Origin of the sequence: Streptomyces flavovariabilis (genome assembly GCF_000725785.1) — a bacterium.
Lineage (GTDB): Bacteria > Actinomycetota > Actinomycetes > Streptomycetales > Streptomycetaceae > Streptomyces > Streptomyces hawaiiensis.
On record NZ_JNXD01000002.1, the window covers coordinates 1 to 21,273 of the forward strand.

General features: G+C 69.9%; 19 protein-coding genes and 1 riboswitch. Of the genes, 6 read left to right on the forward strand and 13 right to left on the reverse strand.

Features of this window, described 5'->3' with window-relative positions:
- Positions 1–95: 95 nt before the first annotated feature.
- The 6 genes from IO24_RS0105005 to IO24_RS0105030 form a co-directional block, all read right to left on the reverse strand.
- Positions 96–644 carry a hypothetical protein gene (locus IO24_RS0105005; RefSeq protein ID WP_031132268.1) on the reverse strand — a complete coding sequence of 183 codons (549 nt, stop codon included), beginning with the start codon at positions 642–644 and terminating at the stop codon, positions 96–98.
- Positions 641–889: a helix-turn-helix transcriptional regulator gene (locus IO24_RS0105010; protein ID WP_030851643.1), complete on the reverse strand. Its 249-nt coding sequence runs from the start codon at positions 887–889 to the stop codon at positions 641–643. The genes IO24_RS0105005 and IO24_RS0105010 overlap by 4 nt, the downstream gene beginning before the upstream one ends.
- Positions 890–1,180: 291 nt before the next feature.
- Positions 1,181–2,719 (reverse strand): glycoside hydrolase family 3 protein, encoded by a 1,539-nt coding sequence (locus IO24_RS0105015; protein ID WP_031132272.1) that lies wholly within the window; start codon positions 2,717–2,719, stop codon positions 1,181–1,183.
- 9 nt (positions 2,720–2,728) lie between these two features.
- Positions 2,729–3,577, reverse strand: a complete 849-nt coding sequence (locus tag IO24_RS0105020) for a carbohydrate ABC transporter permease (protein ID WP_031132274.1) — start codon at positions 3,575–3,577, stop codon at positions 2,729–2,731.
- Positions 3,574–4,563, reverse strand: a complete 990-nt coding sequence (locus IO24_RS0105025; RefSeq protein ID WP_031132275.1) for a carbohydrate ABC transporter permease — start codon at positions 4,561–4,563, stop codon at positions 3,574–3,576. The genes IO24_RS0105020 and IO24_RS0105025 overlap by 4 nt, the downstream gene beginning before the upstream one ends.
- Positions 4,564–4,634: 71 nt before the next feature.
- Positions 4,635–5,915: an extracellular solute-binding protein gene (locus tag IO24_RS0105030; protein WP_031132277.1), complete on the reverse strand. Its 1,281-nt coding sequence runs from the start codon at positions 5,913–5,915 to the stop codon at positions 4,635–4,637.
- Positions 5,916–6,226: 311 nt separating this feature from the next.
- Between IO24_RS0105030 and IO24_RS0105035 the strand changes: the two genes are divergently transcribed.
- The 5 genes from IO24_RS0105035 (at position 6,227) to IO24_RS0105055 (ending at position 12,790) form a co-directional block, all read left to right on the forward strand.
- On the forward strand, positions 6,227–6,991 hold the full coding sequence (locus tag IO24_RS0105035; protein WP_031132280.1) for a GntR family transcriptional regulator: 765 nt from the start codon (positions 6,227–6,229) through the stop codon (positions 6,989–6,991).
- Between the two features lie 127 nt (positions 6,992–7,118).
- The gene (locus IO24_RS0105040; protein WP_107062897.1) at positions 7,119–7,385 is read left to right on the forward strand and encodes a DUF3311 domain-containing protein; all 267 of its coding nucleotides are present in this window, start codon (positions 7,119–7,121) and stop codon (positions 7,383–7,385) included.
- The gene (gene mctP, locus IO24_RS0105045; protein ID WP_031132283.1) at positions 7,382–9,010 is read left to right on the forward strand and encodes a monocarboxylate uptake permease MctP; all 1,629 of its coding nucleotides are present in this window, start codon (positions 7,382–7,384) and stop codon (positions 9,008–9,010) included. Before IO24_RS0105040 ends, mctP begins: the two co-directional genes overlap by 4 nt.
- Before the next feature lie 151 nt (positions 9,011–9,161).
- A riboswitch (cobalamin riboswitch) is annotated at positions 9,162–9,301 on the forward strand.
- 124 nt (positions 9,302–9,425) lie between these two features.
- On the forward strand, positions 9,426–11,783 hold the full coding sequence (locus tag IO24_RS0105050; protein ID WP_031132284.1) for a ribonucleoside-diphosphate reductase subunit alpha: 2,358 nt from the start codon (positions 9,426–9,428) through the stop codon (positions 11,781–11,783).
- Complete coding sequence (locus tag IO24_RS0105055; protein ID WP_031132285.1) at positions 11,783–12,790, forward strand: ribonucleotide-diphosphate reductase subunit beta; 1,008 nt, start codon at positions 11,783–11,785, stop codon at positions 12,788–12,790. The genes IO24_RS0105050 and IO24_RS0105055 overlap by 1 nt, the downstream gene beginning before the upstream one ends.
- Here IO24_RS0105055 and IO24_RS42660 read toward each other — a convergent pair.
- Positions 12,703–12,945, reverse strand: coding sequence for a hypothetical protein (locus IO24_RS42660; RefSeq protein WP_199808903.1), 243 nt, complete (start codon positions 12,943–12,945; stop codon positions 12,703–12,705). The genes IO24_RS0105055 and IO24_RS42660 overlap by 88 nt on opposite strands.
- A 93-nt stretch (positions 12,946–13,038) precedes the next feature.
- Here IO24_RS42660 and IO24_RS0105060 point away from each other — a divergent pair, with 93 nt between their 5' ends.
- The gene (locus tag IO24_RS0105060; protein ID WP_031132286.1) at positions 13,039–14,001 is read left to right on the forward strand and encodes a GlxA family transcriptional regulator; all 963 of its coding nucleotides are present in this window, start codon (positions 13,039–13,041) and stop codon (positions 13,999–14,001) included.
- Between the two features lie 12 nt (positions 14,002–14,013).
- Here the strand turns inward: IO24_RS0105060 and IO24_RS0105065 are convergent, their stop codons facing one another.
- The 6 genes from IO24_RS0105065 to IO24_RS0105090 all read right to left on the reverse strand — a co-directional run bounded on the left by IO24_RS0105065 (position 14,014) and on the right by IO24_RS0105090 (position 21,227).
- Positions 14,014–15,384 carry a bifunctional albaflavenone monooxygenase/terpene synthase gene (locus IO24_RS0105065; protein ID WP_031132287.1) on the reverse strand — a complete coding sequence of 457 codons (1,371 nt, stop codon included), beginning with the start codon at positions 15,382–15,384 and terminating at the stop codon, positions 14,014–14,016.
- Positions 15,381–16,466, reverse strand: a complete 1,086-nt coding sequence (cyc1, locus tag IO24_RS0105070) for an epi-isozizaene synthase (RefSeq protein WP_031132288.1) — start codon at positions 16,464–16,466, stop codon at positions 15,381–15,383. The genes IO24_RS0105065 and cyc1 overlap by 4 nt, the downstream gene beginning before the upstream one ends.
- Before the next feature lie 295 nt (positions 16,467–16,761).
- Entirely contained in the window at positions 16,762–17,412 is a 651-nt protein-coding gene (def, locus tag IO24_RS0105075) for a peptide deformylase (protein WP_031132290.1), read from the reverse strand.
- Between the two features lie 135 nt (positions 17,413–17,547).
- Complete coding sequence (locus IO24_RS0105080; protein ID WP_031132292.1) at positions 17,548–18,528, reverse strand: tetratricopeptide repeat protein; 981 nt, start codon at positions 18,526–18,528, stop codon at positions 17,548–17,550.
- Between the two features lie 117 nt (positions 18,529–18,645).
- The gene (locus IO24_RS0105085; protein WP_031132294.1) at positions 18,646–19,893 is read right to left on the reverse strand and encodes an HD-GYP domain-containing protein; all 1,248 of its coding nucleotides are present in this window, start codon (positions 19,891–19,893) and stop codon (positions 18,646–18,648) included.
- Positions 19,890–21,227 (reverse strand): HD-GYP domain-containing protein, encoded by a 1,338-nt coding sequence (locus tag IO24_RS0105090; RefSeq protein ID WP_031132296.1) that lies wholly within the window; start codon positions 21,225–21,227, stop codon positions 19,890–19,892. The genes IO24_RS0105085 and IO24_RS0105090 overlap by 4 nt, the downstream gene beginning before the upstream one ends.
- Between the last annotated feature and the right edge of the window lie 46 nt (positions 21,228–21,273).

Consider the following 21,273-nt stretch of genomic DNA (forward strand, 5'->3'; position numbering starts at 1 on the left):
TCCGTGCGGTGAAGATTCGACACCTCCACCACACACGGGGGCCTTCGCCATGATCAAGCCCGACCCCGCGTTAACAACGCTCGTGATCAATACACCTAGAGGGTGTCCGCGAGCCCGGGCTCCAGTACGTCGTCGTCGGCCGGCTCGTCCTCGGCGTGCCAGCCGGCCACCCACAGGGGCATCACCCAGTGGACGACGAGGACGGCGATGAGCAGGGGTGCGGCGTAGGCCTTCGGCGCGTCGCCCGCGACCCCGCCCGTGATCAGCAGGGTGACCGCCACCGCGCCCAGAAGCAGGGTCGTCGCGCGGTGGGACCTGGCCAGGACGCGGCTGCGTTCCGCCGACTGGCGCTCGTCCAGCGCGCGTTCGCGCAGTTCCAGCAGGCCCCGGGTAGCGCTGTTGATCACGCCGGTCGCGACCATCCAGGGCAGCAACAGCACCGCCATGACGGCCACGGGCCACAGCGGCTCGCCCTTGGCAAGAAAGAAGTGGGTCATCAGACCGCCGATGGCCAGAGTGAGGGCGGCATGGGCGGTGACGGCCAGGCGGCGGCGCGCTGCGGTGGCGTACCAGGACGCTGAGCGGCGATCGTTCATCAGCCGCAGCATGCTCCGGTCGTAGCGGGTCAGGCGTGTCGTCGTCATGGTTGGTTCCTCCCGTAGACCTCGTCCGTGAGCGGCCGGAACGGTTCGAGGGAGAACAGGGCCTCGACCGGCAGGCCGAAGAACTTCGAGATCTTCAGCGCCAGGTCGAGGCTCGGGTTGTACTGCCCCCGCTCGATGTAGCCGATGGTCTGGTAGTGGGCTCCCACTGCCTCGGCCAGGCTCTGGCGCGACACCTTGTGCTCGGCGCGCACCACGGCCAACCTGTTGTGCACCTGCTCGCTCATGTATAAGAAGTACTACATTCGGATGCATGATGACAACCACGATCCCGATCGTCGCCTCGCCGCCGCGAGCGAAGGCGGGTCCGTGGTGGCGGCCGTTGCGGCCGAGGGCCGGCGCGAGGGTCGCGCCGGGGCGGGTCCACTGCGGCGTCTCGTGCCGGGCGGCGTCCCGCGACGCCGCTGCGGACGTCACCGGAGCAGACTCGCCCCCGGCCGGAACGCATCGCCACGAAGCGGGCGCCCTCGGCCGAGCCTGCACGGCCACGCCGGACCGGCCGGTTCACGGACGTGCTCTCACAGCCCCGTGATCCCGGCGATCACCTCGGCCGCCGCCCGGCCGCAGACGCGGGCCGCGCCATGGGTGGCGATGTGCAGGGCGCCGCGCGGGGCGGCCTGGGGGACGCCCATCTCGACGACGACGGTGTCGGGCCGGGCCGCCAGCAGGGTGTCGAGGGCCGAGGCCATCCAGGGGTGGCGGTGTTCGTCTCGGACGACGGCGACGATGCGTCGCGCTCCGGCCGCCTGGAGGGCCGCGCGGCCGGCACTCTCCCCGGCCTGCTCCCCCGGGCCGTCCCCGGCGGAGAAACTGCCCGTGACCGTGCCCGGCAGGAGGTGGATCAGCTCCGCGGCGATGCCCCACGGGGTCTCGTCGCCGACCGCGATGTTGGCGACGGGGGTGAGGGCGGCGACGTAGGGCGGTTCGGTGAGGGGCTTGAGGGTCGCGGGGTCGCCGAGGCCGGGCGCGGCGGTCACCGTCAGGGCGCGGCGGGCGGCGTGCAGGCCGATCTCGGTGCCATGGGTGTCCTCGGCCGGGTGGCTGTGCGTGCCGGCCCAGCGGGCCAGTGCCCGTACCCGGTCGGCGGCCTCGGCGAGGCGTTCCTCCGGGAGTTCGCCCGCGCGCACGGCCGCGACCAGGGCGTCCCGCAGGCGCAGCACGGTCGCGTCGTCGGCGAGGCCGCCGCCCACGCAGATCGCGTCGGCGCCCGCGGCGATGGCGAGGACGCTGCCGCGTTCGATGCCGTAGGTGCCGGCGACGGCCCTCATCTCCATGCCGTCGGTGACGATGAGGCCGTCGTAGCCGAGCTCGCCGCGGAGCAGGCCGGTAAGGATGCGGTGGGAGAGGGTGGCCGGGCGGTCGGGGTCGAGGGCCGGGACCAGGATGTGGGCGCTCATGACGGCCCGGGTGCCGGCGGCGATGGCGGCGCGGAAGGGTGTCAGTTCGCGGTCGGCCAGCACCTCGGCGGAGGCGTCGATGCGCGGCAGGGCGTGGTGGGAGTCGACGGCCGTGTCGCCGTGGCCCGGGAAGTGCTTGGTGCAGGCGGCGACGCCGGCGGACTGCAGGCCCGTCACGTAGGCGGCGGTGTGCCGGGCGGCCAGGCCGGTGTCGGCGCCGAAGGAGCGGACGCCGATGACCGGGTTGCGGGGGTCGGAGTTGACGTCGGCTGACGGGGCCCAGTTGAGGTTGACGCCGCAGGCGGCGAGGCGGCGGCCCAGTTCGTGGGCGACCTGGTGGGTCAGCTCCACGTCGTCGACCGCGCCGAGGGCGTGGTTGCCCGGGAAGGAGGAGCCGCTGCGCACTTCCAGGCGGGTCACGTCGCCGCCCTCTTCGTCGATGGCGACGAGGACGTCGTCGCGCTCGGCCCGCAGCTGTGCGGTCAGGGCGGCCAGTTGGCCGGGTGAGGCGATGTTGCGGCCGAACAGTCCGACGGAGGCGAGGCCCTCACCGAGCCGGCGCAGCAGCCAGTCGGGGGCGGTGGTGCCGGTGAAGCCGGGCTGGAGGACGGTCAGGGCGTCGCGGGTGAGCGTGTCGGTGCCGCTGGCAAGTGTCGTCATCGGGTGAGGTCATCCCTTCACGGCGCCCGCGGTCAGGCCCGCGGCCATCTTGCGCTGGACGAGGAGGAAGAGGGCGACGATCGGCACGGCCATCATCGTGGCTCCGGCCATCATCGGGGCGTATTCGGTGCCGTGCTTGGTGGTGAAGTTGCCGAGCCAGACGGTCGCGGTCTGGTTCTTCTGGCTGAGCAGCATCAGGGCGTAGAGGTACTCGTTCCAGGCCTGGATGAAACCGTAGACCGAGGTGGCGACCATGCCGGGGGCCAGGAGCGGGAAGACGACCCGGAGGAAGGCGCCGGTGCGGGAGCAGCCGTCGACCATGGCCGCCTCCTCCAGTTCCTTCGGGATGTTGACGATGAAGCCCCTCAGCGTCCAGACCGTGAACGGGAGGATGAAGGTCAGGTACGTGATGATGAGGCCGGTGAGGCGGTCGTACTGGCCCAGGTCGTTGAGCAGCAGGAACACCGGGATGATCATGGCGACCAGCGGGACCATCTGGACCGCGAGGATGCCCACGATCACGATCTTGCGGCCGCGGAAGGCGAACCGGGAGATGGCGAGCGCGGCCAGCAGCCCGACCACCATGCCGATGACGACCACCGCCAGCGACACGACCATGCTGCGGCCCACCGGGCCCCAGAAGTCGGCGATGTCCAGCGCCCGGCCGAAGTTGTCGAAGGTGATGCCGGTCGGCAGCAGGCTCGGATCGGCGTCGATGGCGTCCTTGGCGGGCTTGAACGCGGTGTTGAGCATCCAGTAGAGCGGGAAGCCCGCGGTGACGAAGACCAGGATGCCGAGGAGGTTCCAGCCGAGCCGCGTGTTCTTCCTGCGGCGGCCGGCTCCGGCGAGCGTACTCATTCGACCTCTCCGATCTTCAGCATCTGCCGCATGTAGACGGCGACCACGCCGAGCAGCAGCAGGACGGTGATCAGTGCGATGGCCGAGCCCTGGGCGTAGTCGTTGACGACGAAGGCCCGGTCGTAGGAGTAGGTGTTGAGGACCTGGAACTCCGGCTCGGGGTGGCCGCCCCGCATGACGAACACCTGGGGGAAGACGCCCATGTCCCAGATGACCGACAGGGTCGTGAGCATCACGATGATCGGCTTGAGGACGGGCAGGGTGACGTAGCGGAAGACACCCCAGGAGCCGGCGCCGTCCAGGCGGGCCGCCTCCTCCAGTTCCTTCGGCACCTGGGTGAGACCCGCGCCGAGCGTGATGACCACGAAGGGCACGGCTCCCCACACCACCAGCAGCATGATCACGGCCAGGCCCTCGGGACCGCTGGCGAACCAGTTGTGGCCGACCATGTCGATGCCGGGCAGCTTGCTGAGCAGCGCGTTGAAGACGCCGTAGTCCGTGTCGAAGAGCCACTTGAAGACCGTGGTCGCCACGATCACCGGCATGCCCCAGCTGGCCACCAGGACGATGTTGATGAGCACCTTCAACCAGCCGGAGACCCGCTGGAGCAGCAGGGCCAGCGCCATGCCGATCACCATGGTGAGGACGACGGCGCCGCCGGCGAAGACGATCGTGCGCACGACGACGGCCCAGAACTCGCCGTCACCCAGCACCTTGGCGAAGTTGTCGAAGCCGACCGATTCGGCGGGCTGGAAGCCCCACAGCTGGGACTGCCCGAACTTCTGGAAGGAGAGGGTGACCAGGCGGGCCAGTGGATAGCCCATGACCAGGGCGAGGATCAGCAGGCAGGGCGCGAGCAGCAGCCAGGGGACCGCGGCCCCGCCCGGCGCGCGCTGCCCGCGGGGCCGCCGGTTGTCGGGGGGTGGCGGGGGTGCCTGCCGCGGTGGCGGCACTTTGGCAGGAATGTGGGTGTCTGCGGCACTCATCGCGCGCTCCTCGGCGGTCCCTCAGGTCTTGACGACGGCGGGGCCCCACCCGGTGGGGCCCCGCCCGAAGGTCACTTGGTGTTGATGACCTTGTCGATCGCGGCGTCCGCCTCCTCGGCGGCGGCCTCGACGGACTTCTTGCCGGTGCCGATGCTCTGCAGCATGGTCTGCAGGATCTGCGCCTTCTCGACCTGGCCCCAGCCGGGGGCCATCGGGACGAACCAGTTGGACTCGGCCGCGGTGGCGGGGACGGCCGTCTTCGGGTCGTTCTTGAGCGTCGCGAGGTCGGTCTTGTTGTTGGGCAGGTTGCCCTTGGCCATCAGGCCCTTCTGCCCGGAGGAGCCGGCGAACGCGTTGATCCACTCGGCGGCCAGCGCCTGGGCGTCGGACTTCACCGGCACGGCGAGGTCGGAGCCGCCCAGGAAGACGGGCATGTTCTTGCCGGACGGGCCGGGCATCACGAAGTTCTCGAGGTTGCCCTTGAGCTTGCCGGTCTTGTCGTTCTTCGGGTCCTCGGCGGTCGCGCCCTCCCAGGCGGCGGCGAAGATCATGGCGGACTTGCCCTGGCCGTAGACGATGTAGCGGTCGGACTCGTCCTTGGTCTTGTCGCCGTGCATGTACGAGTCGACGACGTTCTTGAACTCGGTGAGGCCCTTGAGGGACTCGGGCGAGGAGAGGGAGGCCTTCCACTGGCCGCCCGACTCGGTGGCGATGGCGCCGCCGGCGTCGTAGACGAAGGACATGGCCGCGTACCAGTCGCGGGTGGGCTGGTACCAGGCGCTGAACTTGTCGCCCTGCTTCTTCTGGATCTTGTCCAAGGCGCCGGTCAGCTCCTTGTATGTCTTGGGTGCCGACTTCACCCCGACCGACGCAGCGAGGTCCTTGCGCCAGTTGGCGACGCGGCCGCCGGCGTAGTACGGGACGCCGTAGGTCTTGCCCTCGTAGGTGACCGAGGCCTTGAGGCCGTCCAGCCAGGCGTCCGAGTTGTCGAAATCGGCCTGGTCGAGGGGGGCGAAGGCGCCCTTGACCATGTAGCCGAGCATCTCGGTGTTGCCCATCTCGACCACGTCGGGGACCTTGTCCGTGGCGAGGACGGCGTCGAGCTTGGCGTTCTTGTCGGGCCAGCCGTAGTACTCGTGGTCGATCTTGACGCCGGGGTGCTTCTTCTTCACGGCGGCGTCGGCGGCCTTCACCAGCTCCGGCCAGTTGTTCTGGGCGTCGACGGTGAGCCAGACGGTCAGCTCCTTGGCGTCCGCGCCCTTGTCGGATCCCCCGTCACCCTCGCCCCCGCACGCCGCGATGGAGACCATCATGCCCGCGATACCGATCGCGGCTGTCAGCTTGCGCTTCACGCCACCCTCCTCAGGGATCCCACAACCCCCCTGGCTCCCGCAGTGAACGTGGGGCCGGGCCTGGACCAATGGTGTAGACCAGTACGGGGAGCTTGGACCAGGCCAGGAGACCTGTCAAGGGCGACGAGAAGGCGCTGACCAGCCGTTATGCGACCTACATATGCAGGAACCTTTAAGTAAGAACCCAGCGAAAACCCCGGCGGACACGGCATACTGCGGGTAGACCACAGGGAATGGTGGACTAGACCAAAAGAGGCGCCGACGGTATACAAGTGGGATCGTGTCGGCAGACCCAGCCGGGAAGGCGGAGCATGAGCACCGACGTCAGCAGTGCGGAGAACGAGAACGGGGTGCCCGTCCGTACCGCACGCGTGCCCAAGTACTACCGTCTGAAGAAGCACCTGCTCGACATGACGGAGACGCAGGCGCCCGGCACTCCGGTCCCGCCCGAGCGCACCCTGGCGGCGGAGTTCGACACCTCGCGCACCACCGTGCGCCAGGCGCTGCAGGAGCTGGTCGTCGAAGGCCGGCTGGAACGCATCCAGGGCAAGGGCACCTTCGTCGCCAAGCCGAAGGTCTCGCAGGCACTGCAACTGACCTCGTACACCGAGGACATGCGCGCCCAGGGCCTCGAACCCACCTCGCAGCTGCTGGACATCGGCTACATCACCGCAGACGACCGCCTGGCCGGGCTGCTCGACATCACGCCCGGCGGGCGCGTGCTGCGCATCGAGCGGCTGCGCATGGCAAACGGCGAGCCGATGGCCATAGAGACCACGCATCTGAGCGCGAAGCGCTTCCCGGCGCTGCGGCGCTCGCTGGTGAAGTACACGTCCCTCTACACGGCGTTGGCCGAGGTCTACGACGTCCATCTCGCGGAGGCCGAGGAGACCATCGAGACGTCCCTGGCCACCCCGCGCGAGGCCGGCCTGCTCGGCACGGACGTCGGCCTGCCGATGCTGATGCTCTCCCGGCACTCCCTGGACCGGGACGGCCGGCCGGTGGAGTGGGTGCGGTCGGTCTACCGGGGGGACCGGTACAAGTTCGTGGCCCGGTTGAAGCGGCCGCAGGAGTAGCCGAACCGCTGATGAGGGCCCATTTCATTTGGGTACCGCATTGCGGACGAGGGGTTCCGCTGTCGCCACACCCTGACCTAGATTGCCTGCGCATTACAGGTGATCACCAAGGGGACGGAGCCGCCTGATGTCGCAACCCCCGGAAGTCAGCAGAGGGCCGGTGGTGACGCCCATGCGCGTCGTCATCGCCGTCTGCCTCATAGCGCCGTTCGTGGCCATGCTGTGGGTCGGCTCGTACGCCAAGACCGACCCGGCCTTCATCGGGATCCCGTTCTTCTACTGGTACCAGATGGCGTGGGTGCTCATCTCCACCCTGCTGACGATGACCGCCTACAAGCTGTGGCAGCGTGACCAGCGCGCCCGCTCGGCCGCGAAGGGCGGTGCGTCGCAGTGAAGGACGGCGTGAACGGCGTCGCACTGGGCGTCTTCATCTTCTTCTTCCTGGCCGTGACGGTCATGGGCTTCCTGGCCGCGCGCTGGCGCAAGGCCGAGAACGAGCACAGCCTGGACGAATGGGGCCTGGGCGGCCGCTCGTTCGGCACCTGGGTCACCTGGTTCCTGCTCGGCGGCGACCTGTATACGGCGTACACCTTCGTGGCCGTGCCGGCGGCCATCTACGCGGCGGGCGCGGCCGGCTTCTTCGCGGTGCCGTACACGATCCTGGTGTACCCGCTGATCTTCACCTTCCTCCCCCGCCTGTGGTCGGTCTCCCACAAGCACGGGTACGTCACGACGTCCGACTTCGTGCGCGGCCGTTTCGGCTCGAAGGGCCTGTCGCTGGCGGTGGCCGTGACCGGCATCCTGGCGACGATGCCGTACATCGCGCTCCAGCTGGTCGGCATCCAGGCCGTGCTGGACGTGATGGGCGTCGGCGGCGGCCAGGACACCAACTGGTTCATCAAGGACCTGCCGCTGCTGATCGCGTTCGGCGTGCTGGCGGCGTACACGTACTCGTCGGGTCTGCGGGCCCCCGCGCTGATCGCTTTCGTGAAGGACACGCTGATCTACATCGTCATCGCGGTGGCGATCATCTACATCCCGATCAAGCTGGGCGGCTTCGACGACATCTTCGCCAAGGCGAGCGAGGCGTACAGCCAGACCAACCCGGCGACGGGTGCGCCGCGCGGTGCGCTGGTACCGGCCGAGGCGGGACAGTGGACGTACGCCACGCTGGCGCTGGGCTCCGCCCTGGCCCTCTTCATGTATCCGCACTCGATCACGGCGACGCTGTCCTCGAAGAGCCGTGAGGTGATCCGCCGCAACACCACGATCCTGCCGCTGTACTCGCTGATGCTGGGTCTGCTGGCGCTGCTCGGGTTCATGGCGATCGCGGCCGGGATCAAGGTGCAGAACGGGCAGCTGGCGATTCCGCAGCTGTTCGAGACGATGTTCCCGGACTGGTTCGCGGGCGTGGCCTTCGCGGCGATCGGCATCGGCGCGCTGGTGCCGGCGGCCATCATGTCCATCGCGGCCGCGAACCTCTTCACCCGCAACATCTACAAGGACTTCATCAAGCCGGACGCCACACCGGCGCAGGAGACCAAGGTCTCCAAGCTGGTCTCCCTGCTGGTGAAGGTCGGCGCCCTGGCCTTCGTCCTCACCATGGACAAGACGGTCGCCATCAACTTCCAGCTGCTGGGCGGCATCTGGATTCTGCAGACCTTCCCGGCCCTGGTCGGCGGCCTGTTCACCCGCTGGTTCCACCGCTGGGCCCTGCTCGCGGGCTGGGCGGTCGGCATGATCTACGGCACGGCCGCCGCGTACGGCGTCGCCTCGCCCACGCAGAAGCATTTCGGCGGCTCCTCGAAGGAGATCCCGGGCATCGGCGAGATCGGCTACATCGGCCTCACGGCGTTCGTCCTGAACGTGGTGGTGACGGTGGTCCTGACCTTCGTCCTGAGGGCACTGAAGGCCCCCGACGGCATCGACGAGACCAAGCCGGAGGACTACACGGCGGACGCGGGGGACCCCGGGGTCCAGGTGGAGCTTCCGCCGGCCACCGCCGGTAGCGCCCACTAGAGGCGCGGGAAACTGCGCGAACAACCGCACACAGCCCGCAGCGGGCCGCCGTGAGAGGGATTCACGGCGGCCCGCTGTCACGTAAAGCTGACGCTCTGACGCCACCGCGACACAACATCTGGGGGTGCCAACCGAGCCCGGCACAAGATGTATGCTCATGCTCGCTGTCGCCGCAGGGGAATCCGGTGCGAATCCGGAACTGTCCCGCAACGGTGTACTTGTGCATGTCTGTTCCCTGAACCGCCATGCGCAGGAGTCAGTCCGAGGACCTGCCGACAGCGCGCCCGGCCACCCGGCCGGTGCGCCCTGACGTCCGGGCCTCGTGGAATGGGCCGGTGGACGCGACGCCGCGTGCGCTCGTGTGCTGCCCCCTGCCCTCGACGAGGCCCCCGTGCCGAGCGAGGGAGAGCCCCACGTGACCATCGCGCCAGCCGAACCGGTCTCAGCCACCGAAGAACCCGACGCTCCCGGTACCGCGCTGTTGCGGACCCTGACCGAGCTGACCGCCGACCTCCCCGACGCCGACCCCGGCCGGGTCGCCGCCGCCGCGCTGCGCGGCAGGTCCGCGCGAGCCGACGAGGCGGAGTTGCGTGATCTGGCGACGGAGGCCGCGGCCGGTCTGATCTCCGAGGACCCCGCCTACTCCCGGCTGGCCGCGCGGATGCTGACCATCGGCATCCGCGAGGAGGCCGCCTCGCAGGGCGTCACGTCCTTCACCGAGTCCGTCGCGGTCGGCCACCGCGAGGGCCTCATCGCCGACCGCACCGCCGAGTTCGTCCGGCTGCACGCGGCCCGGCTCGACGCCCTGATCGACACCGGCGCCGACGACCGCTTCGGCTACTTCGGCCTGCGCACGCTGCACAGCCGCTACCTGCTGCGCCACCCCCTCACCCGCAAGGTCGTCGAAACGCCCCAGCACTTCCTGCTGCGGGTGGCGAGCGGCCTCGCCGAGGACGACACCGCACGCGCGCTGGACGAAGTCGCGGCTCTCTACGGCCTCATGAGCCGCCTCGACTACCTCCCCTCCTCCCCCACCCTCTTCAACTCGGGCACACGGCACCCGCAGATGTCGTCCTGCTACCTCCTCGACTCCCCCAAGGACGAGCTGGACTCCATCTACGACCGCTACCACCAGGTGGCCCGGCTGTCGAAGCACGCGGGCGGCATCGGGATCGCGTACTCCCGCGTCCGCGCCCGCGGTTCACTGATCCGCGGCACCAACGGGCACTCCAACGGCATCGTCCCGTTCCTGAAGACCCTTGACGCCTCTGTCGCCGCGGTGAACCAGGGCGGCCGCCGCAAGGGCGCCGCCGCGGTCTACCTGGAGACCTGGCACTCCGACCTCGAGGAGTTCCTGGAGCTGCGCGACAACACCGGTGAGGACGCCCGCCGCACGCACAACCTGAACCTCGCACACTGGGTGCCCGACGAGTTCATGCGCCGCGTGAACGCCGACGCGCACTGGTCGCTTTTCTCCCCCTCGGACGTGCCGGAACTGGTCGACCTGTGGGGCGAGGAGTTCGACGCCGCGTACCGGGCGGCCGAGGCGAAGGGCCTCGCCAAGAAGACGCTGCCCGCCCGTGAGCTCTACGGCCGCATGATGCGCACCCTCGCGCAGACCGGCAACGGCTGGATGACCTTCAAGGACGCCGCCAACCGCACCGCCAACCAGACGGCCGAGCCGGGCCACGTCGTCCACTCCTCCAACCTCTGCACGGAGATCCTGGAGGTCACCGGCGATGGGGAGACGGCGGTCTGCAATCTGGGCTCGGTCAACCTGGGCTCCTTTGTCGATACATCGACTGAGGGCCTCGACTGGGAGCGGCTGGACGAGACCGTCCGCACGGCCGTGACCTTCCTCGACCGGGTCGTCGACATCAACTTCTACCCGACCGAGCAGGCGGGCCGCTCCAACGCCCGCTGGCGCCCGGTCGGCCTCGGCGTGATGGGCCTCCAGGACGTCTTCTTCAAGCTGCGCCTGCCCTTCGACTCGCCTGAGGCCAAGGCGCTCTCCACCTGCATCGCCGAGCGCATCATGCTCGCCGCGTACGAGGCCTCCGCCGACCTCGCCGAGCGCAACGGCCCGCTGCCCGCCTGGGAGAAGACCCGTACGGCCCGGGGCGTGCTGCACCCCGACCACTACACGGGCGTCCGCCTGACCTGGCCGGAGCGCTGGGCGGCCCTGCGGGAGCGCGTCGCCACGACCGGCATGCGCAACTCGCTGCTCCTGGCCATCGCCCCCACGGCCACCATCGCCTCCATCGCGGGCGTCTACGAGTGCATCGAGCCGCAGGTGTCCAACCTGTTCAAGCGCGAGACGCTGTCCGGCGAGTTCCTCCAGGTCAACTCCTACCTGGTGGACGAGCTGAAGCGGCTCGGCGTGTGGGACGCGCGCAGCCGGGAGGCCCTGCGCGAGGCCAACGGCTCGGTGCAGGACTTCGCCTGGATCCCCGAGGACGTCCGCGCCCTCTACCGCACGGCGTGGGAGATCCCGCAGCGCGGCCTGATCGACATGGCGGCGGCCAGGACCCCGTTCCTGGACCAGTCCCAGTCCCTGAACCTCTTCCTGGAGACGCCGACCATCGGCAAGCTCTCCTCGATGTACGCCTACGCCTGGAAGTCCGGGCTGAAGACGACGTACTACCTGCGTTCGCGCCCGGCGACCCGCATCGCCCGCGCCGCCCAGGCCACCGTCCCCGCGCAGGCCGCCCCCGATCCCGAAGCGGTCGCCTGCTCCCTGGAAAACCCCGAGTCCTGCGAGGCCTGCCAGTAATGAGCACCCAGAATCTCCTCGACCCCGGCTTCGAGCTCACCCTGCGCCCCATGCGCTACCCGGACTTCTACGAGCGCTACCGGGACGCCATCAAGAACACCTGGACCGTGGAGGAGGTCGACCTCCACTCGGACGTCACCGACCTCGCCAAGCTGTCACCGGCGGAGCAGCACCTGATCGGCCGGCTGGTCGCGTTCTTCGCGACGGGCGACTCGATCGTCGCGAACAACCTGGTGCTGACGCTGTACAAGCACATCAACTCCCCGGAGGCGCGGCTGTATCTGAGCCGCCAGCTCTTCGAGGAGGCCGTGCACGTCCAGTTCTATCTGACGCTGCTGGACACCTATCTGCCCGACCCGGAGGACCGCAACGCCGCCTTCGCGGCCGTGGAGAACATTCCCTCCATCCGCGAGAAGGCCGAGTTCTGCTTCAGGTGGATGGACTCGGTGGACAAGCTCGACCGGCTGGAGACCCAGGCCGACCGCCGCCGCTTCCTGCTCAACCTGATCTGCTTCGCCGCGTGCATCGAGGGCCTGTTCTTCTACGGCGCCTTCGCGTACGTCTACTGGTTCCGCAGCCGGGGCCTGCTGCACGGCCTGGCCACCGGCACCAACTGGGTGTTCCGCGACGAGACGATGCACATGTCCTTCGCCTTCGACGTGGTCGACACCGTCCGCAAGGAGGAGCCGGAACTCTTCGACGACCGGCTCCGGCAGGAGGTGACGGACATGCTCCGGGAGGCCGTCGAGGCCGAGCTGCAGTTCGCGCGCGACCTGTGCGGGGACGGCCTCCCGGGCATGAACACCGAGTCGATGCGGCAGTACCTGGAGTGCGTCGCCGACCAGCGGCTCACCCGCCTGGGCTTCGCTCCGGTGTACGGCTCCGAGAACCCCTTCTCCTTCATGGAGCTCCAGGGGGTTCAGGAGTTGACCAACTTCTTCGAGCGGCGGCCCTCGGCGTACCAGGTGGCGGTGGAGGGCACCGTCGACCTCGACGAGGACTTCTGAGCCGGCACCTCTTCGCGGGCCTCCTGGGCCTCCCTGATCTGACGGTCGATGCGCCTCTCGCGCACCAGGCCGATCACGGACGGGAGGATCAGGAGGACCAGGATCCCGAGGGTGGCGGTCATTCCGATCAGTGCTTCCATCTGGTTCGTGTTCATGGACACCACTGTCGCGCCGATCGCTCCTTACCGTCAGTGGCAGTACTGCCGTAGACCCTCGAATTACTGCCAACGACGAGGCACACTGGAGACATGCTGCAGAACGTGGCCGTCGCTCTCCTCGACGGCGTGAACCCCTTCGAACTGGGTGTGGTGTGCGAGGTCTTCGGCACCGACCGGAGCGAGGAAGGACTGCCGGTCTACGACTTCGCCGTCGCGTCGGCCGAGGGCCCGGTGCTGCGTATGAACTCGGGCTTCTCGCTCCAGGCCGAGCACGGTCTGGAGCGGCTGGAGACGGCCGACCTGATCGCCGTGCCGGCCGGGCACAGCTACGCGTACCGGGACTTCCCGCCGGAGCTGCTGGACGCCCTTCGCAGCGCGGTCGACCGCGGTGCACGGGTGCTGAGCGTCTGCTCCGGTGTCTTCGTGCTGGCCGCGGCCGGGCTGCTGGACGGCCGCCGCTGCGCCACGCACTGGAAGCACGCGAAGGACCTCGCCCGGCAGTACCCGCGCGTGGTCGTCGAGCCGGACGTGCTCTACGTCGACGAGGACCCGGTGATCACCTCCGCCGGCACGGCCGCCGGTATCGACGCCTGTCTCCACCTGGTGCGCAAGGAACAGGGCACGGAGGTCGCCAACAAGATCGCGCGGCGGATGGTGGTGCCACCGCACCGCGACGGCGGCCAGGCCCAGTACATCGAGCGCCCGCTCCCCCAGCCCGAGGGCGACACGATCGGCGAGGTGCTGGCGTGGATGGAGCGCCATCTCGACGAGGAGGTCACCGTCGAGCAGCTCGCCGCCCACGCCCACATGTCGCCGCGCACCTTCGCCCGCCGCTTCCAGCAGGAGACCGGGACCACTCCCTACCGCTGGATCCTGCGTCAGCGCGTGCTGCTGGCCCAGCGGCTGCTGGAGGCGACGGACGAGACCATGGACGCGATCGCCGGCCGAGCGGGCTTCGGCAACGCGGCAACGCTGCGCCACCACTTCGTCCGGGCGGTCGGGACCACCCCGAACGCCTACCGGCGGACGTTCAGGGGCCCCGAGGCGGCCTGAGGCCGAGCGCTCTCACCTCGCCACCGGCCGCACCCGCAGGTCGTGCGGCCGGAGCGTGATCCCCACCCGTGTGTCGTCCCTCGACCCCGCCACCTGCTCGAAGCGGTACCTGGTGGCCAGCGCCGCCGTGATCAGCGTCAGCTGGGCCATCGAGAAGTGGTCGCTCGGACACTTGCGGTTGCCCACGCTGAAGGGGCTCATGGCGTGCTTCGGGATGTCCTTGACCCGGTCCGGAAGCCAGCGGTCGGGGTCGAACTCCAGATTCCGCCGGTACGACTTCGGATCGCGCTGGATCGCGTACGGGCTGTAGATGATGTCCGCCCCTGATGGAATGCGGTATCCACCGAGTTCCGTGTCCCGTACCGCCCGGCGCGTCAGAATCCAGACGGCCGGGCTCAAACGCATGGACTCGACGACGACATTGTTGGTGTGCCTGAGTCCTCGGACGTCTGCGAATGCCACTGGCCTTCCACCAGTGACGGCCTGCACTTCGTCGCGCACCCGGTCGGCGTGTTCGGGATGCTCCGCGAGCATATGCAACAGCCACATGATCGTGGAGGCAATGGTTTCGCTGCCGGGGGTGAGGATCGCGACGACCTGATCATGGATCTCCTGTTCCCCGATCGGGTCGCCATTCTCGTCCTTCGCCTCCAGCAATGCCGTCAGCAAATCGTCCGGCTTTTGACCGGATGCCCGGCGCTCGGCGACGATCTCGTCGACGAGGAGATGCAAATCGGCCAATGCCCGGTTGAATTCGCGGTTGGCCGGGAGCGGCAGGTTGTAGAGCGGTCCGAGCGGGACGACCATCCGCCGGTACATCCCCCGGAAGACGGTGGCGAGGGCAACGCACAGCCGCTCCGCCCGCTCGTCCATGTAGTCGCCGCGCAGCAGGCAGCGGGCCGCGATGCGCACGGCCACCCGGAAGGACTCGGAGGTGCAGTCGATCGGCTCGCCGGGTTTCCAGCGGTCGGCGAGCGCGTGGGCCTCCTCCTCCATGATCGGGCCGTAGGCGGGGATGGCGTCGAGCCGGAAGGCGGGCTGAATGGTGCGCCGCTGGCGCCGGTGGCGCGGGCCGTTCGCCGTGGCCACGCCCTCCTTGCCGAGCAGGCCTTCCAGGGACTCCCACAGGGGCCCGGCGATGATGAAGTCGTTGCTCAGCGCCAGGGCGCCGGTCAGGACCGGGGTGGTGACCGCGTACACCGTCTTCGGCCCGAGCTTCAGCCGGACGACGTCGCCGTGGTCGCGCAGCCGGGACATGAACGCCAGCGGGTCGCGCGCGAGCTTCCAGCCGTGCCCGAGGACGGGCACACCACCGCCCGCCCGGGGCGGCTCCCGCAGCTCCACGGCCGACGGGGTTTCGGGCTTCACAGACTCGACGGTCATTTCTCACCTGCCGCTTCGTTGTTGACGTACGGGGGCGTGGACCGGTCGTCCCAGCTGTCGACCATGTACCGGCCGGACTCGTGGTGGAACCAGTAGACGGAACTGAACCAGTTCCGCATATTGCTCAGACAGGCCCGTACGGCGGCGCTCAGTTCCTTTTCCCGCACGGAGCCGTCGGCGAGGTCGTCGGCGAATCGCAGGGCTGCCTGTTCGGCGTCGATAAAATCGATGATGCATTTCTCGACGCGGCGCCTGACAGCCGCGACCGCGTGTTCCAAAGTCAGTCCCTCATGGGTGATGAGACTGATTCCGAGATTGTGCACCTCGTCGCCCGCTATCTCCTTCGGAAGCGAGCACAGATCGTTGTACCAGGCGGCGAATTCCTGGCTCAGTAACGCCGCCCGCCGATATGCCGGGTGCTTCCGCACGGCGTCGGGCAGTTCACAGCCGGCGGCCGGTTCCAGCAGGTCCGTCCAGATCCAGTGCGCGAAGGTGAGCCGGCGCAGGCGAAGGTATTCCTCGACCGTCGGGACGATTCCCTCGGTGCGGTTGTGGAACTCCTGGTCGTACGCGTCGATCACCTCGTGGAAGTGCCGGGCGAACCGGAGGTTCCACGTCTGGGGCAGGAACGCGTACAGCCGCCGCACACTGTCCGCGAACCCCGCGACCAGTGGGTCCTCGTGGTGCAGGTGCTCCCCGGGGGAGTCGAGGGCCCGGTGCAGCCGGTCCCTCAGCAGCCGCCAGGCGGCGGGACGCCCGTGCACGATGTCGCGGTCGTGCCGGTCGTCCCAGACGAAGAACCACGCGCTGTAGTCGGCGATCGCCTGCATGACCTCGTCGGAGGCGCCGAGGTAGTACCCGGCCATGAGGTCGGTGTAGCAAAGGCCGTCGGCATATTCCTCCACCTTGTCCGCAGGCATGAGCCGCTTTTCGAGCAGCCAGACCCGGGTCTTCTCCTGGCACTTCGGCCAATACGGGTGGAGTTGCCGGGGAAACGCCCCCTCGATCACCGGGAGAGAGAGCGACGGTGGAACTGCGATCGTGGCCGGTGTCCATGTGGTGCCGTGTGACAAAGCATGCACGAACTAACCCCTCTCAGCCGCCAGTTGGCGCGGGCGCCCCTCCCTTCGTGCCGGGCGTGCGCCGTTGCATACCCCGCTCATCCCATTCAGCACTACAACTGACCGTTCTGGGAACGTATTTGCTTCATTCACTACCCCACAGTGCCGGGAACCTCCCGTTGTGTGACTACCGGCGGATCACCAGGAGAGCAGAAGCGATCGAACGTGCGACGGACAGGCGAACGGCACAGAGGAACGGCGCCTGTTCAGGGTGGTGAACCCGAACAGACGCCGTGCGCCTGGTGAAGCCGAGGTCTCAGTCGTTGGCCACCACGGGGTAGCGGGGCTCGTTCTCGGCCATCTGCCGCAGCGCGTCCTTGCGTTCCCGCTTGGAGAGCCGGTCGATGTACAGGTAGCCGTACAGGTGGTCCGTCTCGTGCTGCAAACACCGTGCAAAGTACCCGGTGCCGCGCACCCGGATCGGATTGCCCTTCTCGTCCTGCCCGGTCACCTCGGCGTAGTCCGGCCGGGCGAGCGGCGCGTACGCGGTGGGCACCGACAGGCAGCCCTCGTTGCTGTCGTCCAGGCGGCGCTTGTCGGCGGGCAGTTCGACGAGCTTGGGATTGCAGACGACACCGGTGTGCCGGGCGCCCTCGTCGTCCGGGCAGTCGTAGACGAAGACCTTCGCGTCGACGCCGATCTGGTTGGCGGCCAGGCCCACGCCCTCGGCGGCGCGCTGGCTGGCGAACATGTCCGCGACGAGCTGCTGGAACTCGTCACCGAAGTCGGTGACGTCCTTGCACTCCTTGTGCAGCACCGGGTTCCCGACCACCGTGATCGGCCGCGAGGTCCCCCGCTCCCGCCAGGCCGCCTCGCGCTCCTCGCAGTCCTCCGTGTCGATCACGTACCCCTCGTCATCGACGGGGAGCACGCCCACGTGCTGCTGATCGGTGTCCTGCTGAGCCATGACGTTACGTACGCCTTCCTGAAACTGACCGGCCTGAGATGCGATACAGATTACGCCGGTGCCGGACGCCCGATTTTTCTTGGGCGCGGGGAACTGCGCGATCAGCCCTCACGGCGCCGCACCCGTCGGGACGACCTAACAGACCTCTTCCAGGTCCCGCCAGTCCCGGGAATCCGGACTGTCGGCCACCCACCCGTCCAGCAACCCCCGGACCAGCGAAGCCGGCGCAGCCAACCCGCACTCCCGCTCCGGCACCCACAGCTGCCCGTCCGTCCGATGCCCCAGCGGCCCGGGATGCCCCGGCTCACTGTGATCGTGCGGATCGAGATGCTCCCCGTCACCCTCGTCCGACGGCATCCGGGACTCCGAGCACATCCGGCACAGCAGCCGCACGGAGGAGGACCAGTCCTCCGCGGCGAACCCGGCGTCCGCCGCGAGCTGCTCCAGCGCGTCCCGGTCCGCCTCCGTCGCCGCCTCCAGCAGCACCACCCAGGTCGGCACGGGAGACGGCGCCCACAGCTCGATCTCGTCGAACACCGGGTACGTGTGCCCGGCGGCCGTCGTCCGCTCCCCGTGCGGCACCCCGTCGTGCAGCACGACCTCGCCCCAGCGCCGGCCCGACGACGGCAGCGGGATGGACAGCACCTCGATCCGCGCGGGATCCAGCCGCCGTCCCCACACGACCTCGGCCTCCCCTTCCGGGGACAGCCGTACGGCCGCGCTGCCGAGGTCCATGCCGAGGGGCTCGCCGGAGTCGTTGGCCGCCCCCGGCACCCGCAGCCCGTAGGCCTGCCAGGCGCGCCGGGCCAGCGGCCAGTCCTGGAGCGCGGTCGCGGCGATGCCGACGTTCCACCAGTCGGGCGCGCCGCTGTCCCGGTCGAGCAGCGCCACGGCCCTGAGTCCGGCCGCCCGCGCCTGCTCCCAGTCGTGCCGGAACTTGTGCAGCAGCGCGAGGTTGAACCAGGACTCGGAAAGCCAGGGCTCCAGATCGGCGGCACGTGTCAACAGGGCGCCCGCGTCCTCGTACCGGCCGTCGCCGATGAGGGTGAACGCCCGGTCTGTGGCCTGCCGCCAGGAGGCGGAGGGCCGGTGCCGTCCCTTGCCGAAGATCCTCACGATTCCCGCCTGCCAGTTCCGTGCGGTGGGCTGGCCGTAGCTGTGTTTCGAGCCCCCGGACACCTTCTCCTTCGCATCCAACCACGTACGGCCTCGAGGGCGCTCATTACCCATGGGTTACCCAGCCACGGGCAGCGTCAGACTGCTCCTTGCCAGTACCCGGGCCAGTGATTCCACCACCTCCGGGGCGTATGTCCCGGCGGTGGCGAGCCGGAGTTCCTCCAGCGCCGTCAGCGGCCCGCCGGGCCCTCCTTCCCGGGACTTCTCCTCGTACGCGTTCACGGCCCGGACGATTCGCGCGGCGAGCGGCTGCTCGGCGTAGGGGTCGGCCTGCCGCTCCACGACCACGGCCACCGCCTCGTCGACGCCCGTCTGCCGTACGACCGCTCCGCCGAGCAGGGCGATCCGCCGTTGCTCCGCGGCGGGCAGGGCGGCGGTGGCACCCGACGGCACCGGGTCGACGAGGCTCAGCTGGCCGATGTCGTGCATGAGCGCGGCGTACTCCAGTACGGCCAGCTCGGGCTCGGTCAGCCCCAGGTCACGCCCCACCGCCTGGCTGACGGCGGCGACGCGCCGGGCGTGCCCGCAGGGCGTGTATCCGGCGACCTCGGTGGCCCGGGCGAGGGAGGCGATGGTCTGCCGGTAGGTCGCCCGGACGGCGGCGTACCGGCGGAAGGACATCTGGGCGAGCAGCAGCGGCACGGAGAAGACGGGCAGCGCCCACAGCCCCACGACGGCGACCGCCAGTGCCATCACCGCCCCGGTGGCGATGACGGCGGACCCGATGCCGCACACGGCCCGCAGTTCGTCCCGCAGCACCGGCCCGAAGGGCCAGCCGGTGCGGGTGTGGGCCAGGGCGGCGGCGAGCACCGCGTCACACAGGGCGGTCAGCGACAGCAGCGCGAGCAGCAGCAGGGCGTAGGCGGGACCGCCCCAGTCGTCGAACATGCCCTGGTTGTACGGGGGCTGGAAGCAGACGGCGACGAACCCGGCGGTGAGTACCCGGCGGGCCAGGTGGTCGAGGGTGGGCCCCTGCCCGCGTGCGACGTGCGGGACGCTGCCGAGCAGGGAGGCGGCCAGCACGACGGCGACGACCTGGGTGGGACCGTGGTGCGTGGCCCGTCCGCCGGCCTCGCCGAGCAGGGCGTAGGACAGGGCCGCTGCGGCCCCCAGCGGTGCCGGCTCCCGGACCTGCGCGCCGTTGCGCCGGGTGAGTTCGCCGACGGTGACGAGGACGCCGAAGGCGAGGGCGACCCGGCGTTCCTGCAGACCGTCGTAGAGGGTGACGGCGAGGGAGCCGGCGGCGAGGAGGGCGGCGCAGGCGTGGACGAGGGTGAGGAGCGGTGGCGGCCGGTACGCGCTCATCGGTGTGCTCCCGGGCGGCTGGACAGGGGTGCGCCGGGCGGGGGCACACGGGGCGGGCGGGTCTCCTCGTCGTCGGCGGTCACCGCGGGGTGCCATCCGGTCCGTCCGACGGCTTCGACGAGAGCCGCGACCATCACCGGGTCGAACTGGCTGCCCGCGCACCGCTCCAGCTCCGCCAGGGCCACGGCGACGGGCCGGGCCCTGCTGTAGCTCCGGGTGGAGGTCATGGCGTCGAAAGCGTCCGCGACCGCCACGACCCGCGCGGACTCCGGGATCTGAGGGCCCACCAGGCCGTACGGGTAGCCGCTGCCGTCCAGCCGCTCGTGGTGGTGCAGCACGGCGGCGCGGGCCTCGCCGAGGAAGCCGATGCCGCGCACCATCTCGTGCCCGTACTCGGGATGCAGCTCGATCACCCGCCGCTCCTCGGGCGTCAGCGGCCCGTCCTTCCTGAGCAGCCGGGTGGGCACGCCGAGCTTGCCCACGTCGTGCAGGATCCCGGCGAAGCGGAGCACCTCGACGCGCTCGTCGGCCATGCCCAGCTGCCGCGCGATCATCATGGAGGCCTGCCCGACGCGCTCGCTGTGCCCGCGTGTGTACTCGTCCTTGATGTCGACGGCCTGGACCAGCGCCCGGATGGTCGCCTGGTGGGCGGCGCGTTCCCGGTGGTACTGCGCGAACGCCCACCACGACACGCACATGGGCAGCAGTACGAGCAGCGCGGCGACCGGCCCGTACGGGCTGCGCCACAGGACGGCCATCATCAGCCCGGCCAGGCCGTGCACGGCGATCGGCGCGAGCGAGCGCGCCACCAGTCCCCGCCAGGCCCGCCGCACCGGCACCCGCTCCGCCACGGTCAGGATCCCGCCGTCGAGCAGCGCGAGCACCAGGCAGAACGCCAGCACGGCCGCCCCGGCCGGACCGAGGGCGTAGGGGACGTCGCCCGCGACGACCGCGTCCCGCCCGCCGAGCAGCCAGTGCGCCTTGGCCGCGGCCCACACCCCGAGGACGAGCTGGGCGGCCCGCCAGATCCGCCGCAGCGCCACGGGTCGCTGCCTGGCCTGCGAGAGCAGCGCACCGGGCACGGCCACCAGCGCCGCGGCGGGCGCCGGCAGCAGGAAGGCACCGGCGAGCAGCACGGGATAGAAGGTCCCGGCCGGATGGGAGATCCCCACGAACCGGGACCGGGCGACGCGCTCGCAGCCGGCGTACAGCGCGGCGAGCAGCGCGACCGCCCACCAGGGCGTGCGGACGCCCGGCAGCGGCAGCAGGCAGAGCAGCGCGGCAATGGCGACACAGGCGATGTAGACACGTGCCCGTGCCGGTACCGCTTTCATGAGCCCCTCCCCCGGCCATGTCCGTCAGGCCCGGAGCCTAGGGCGG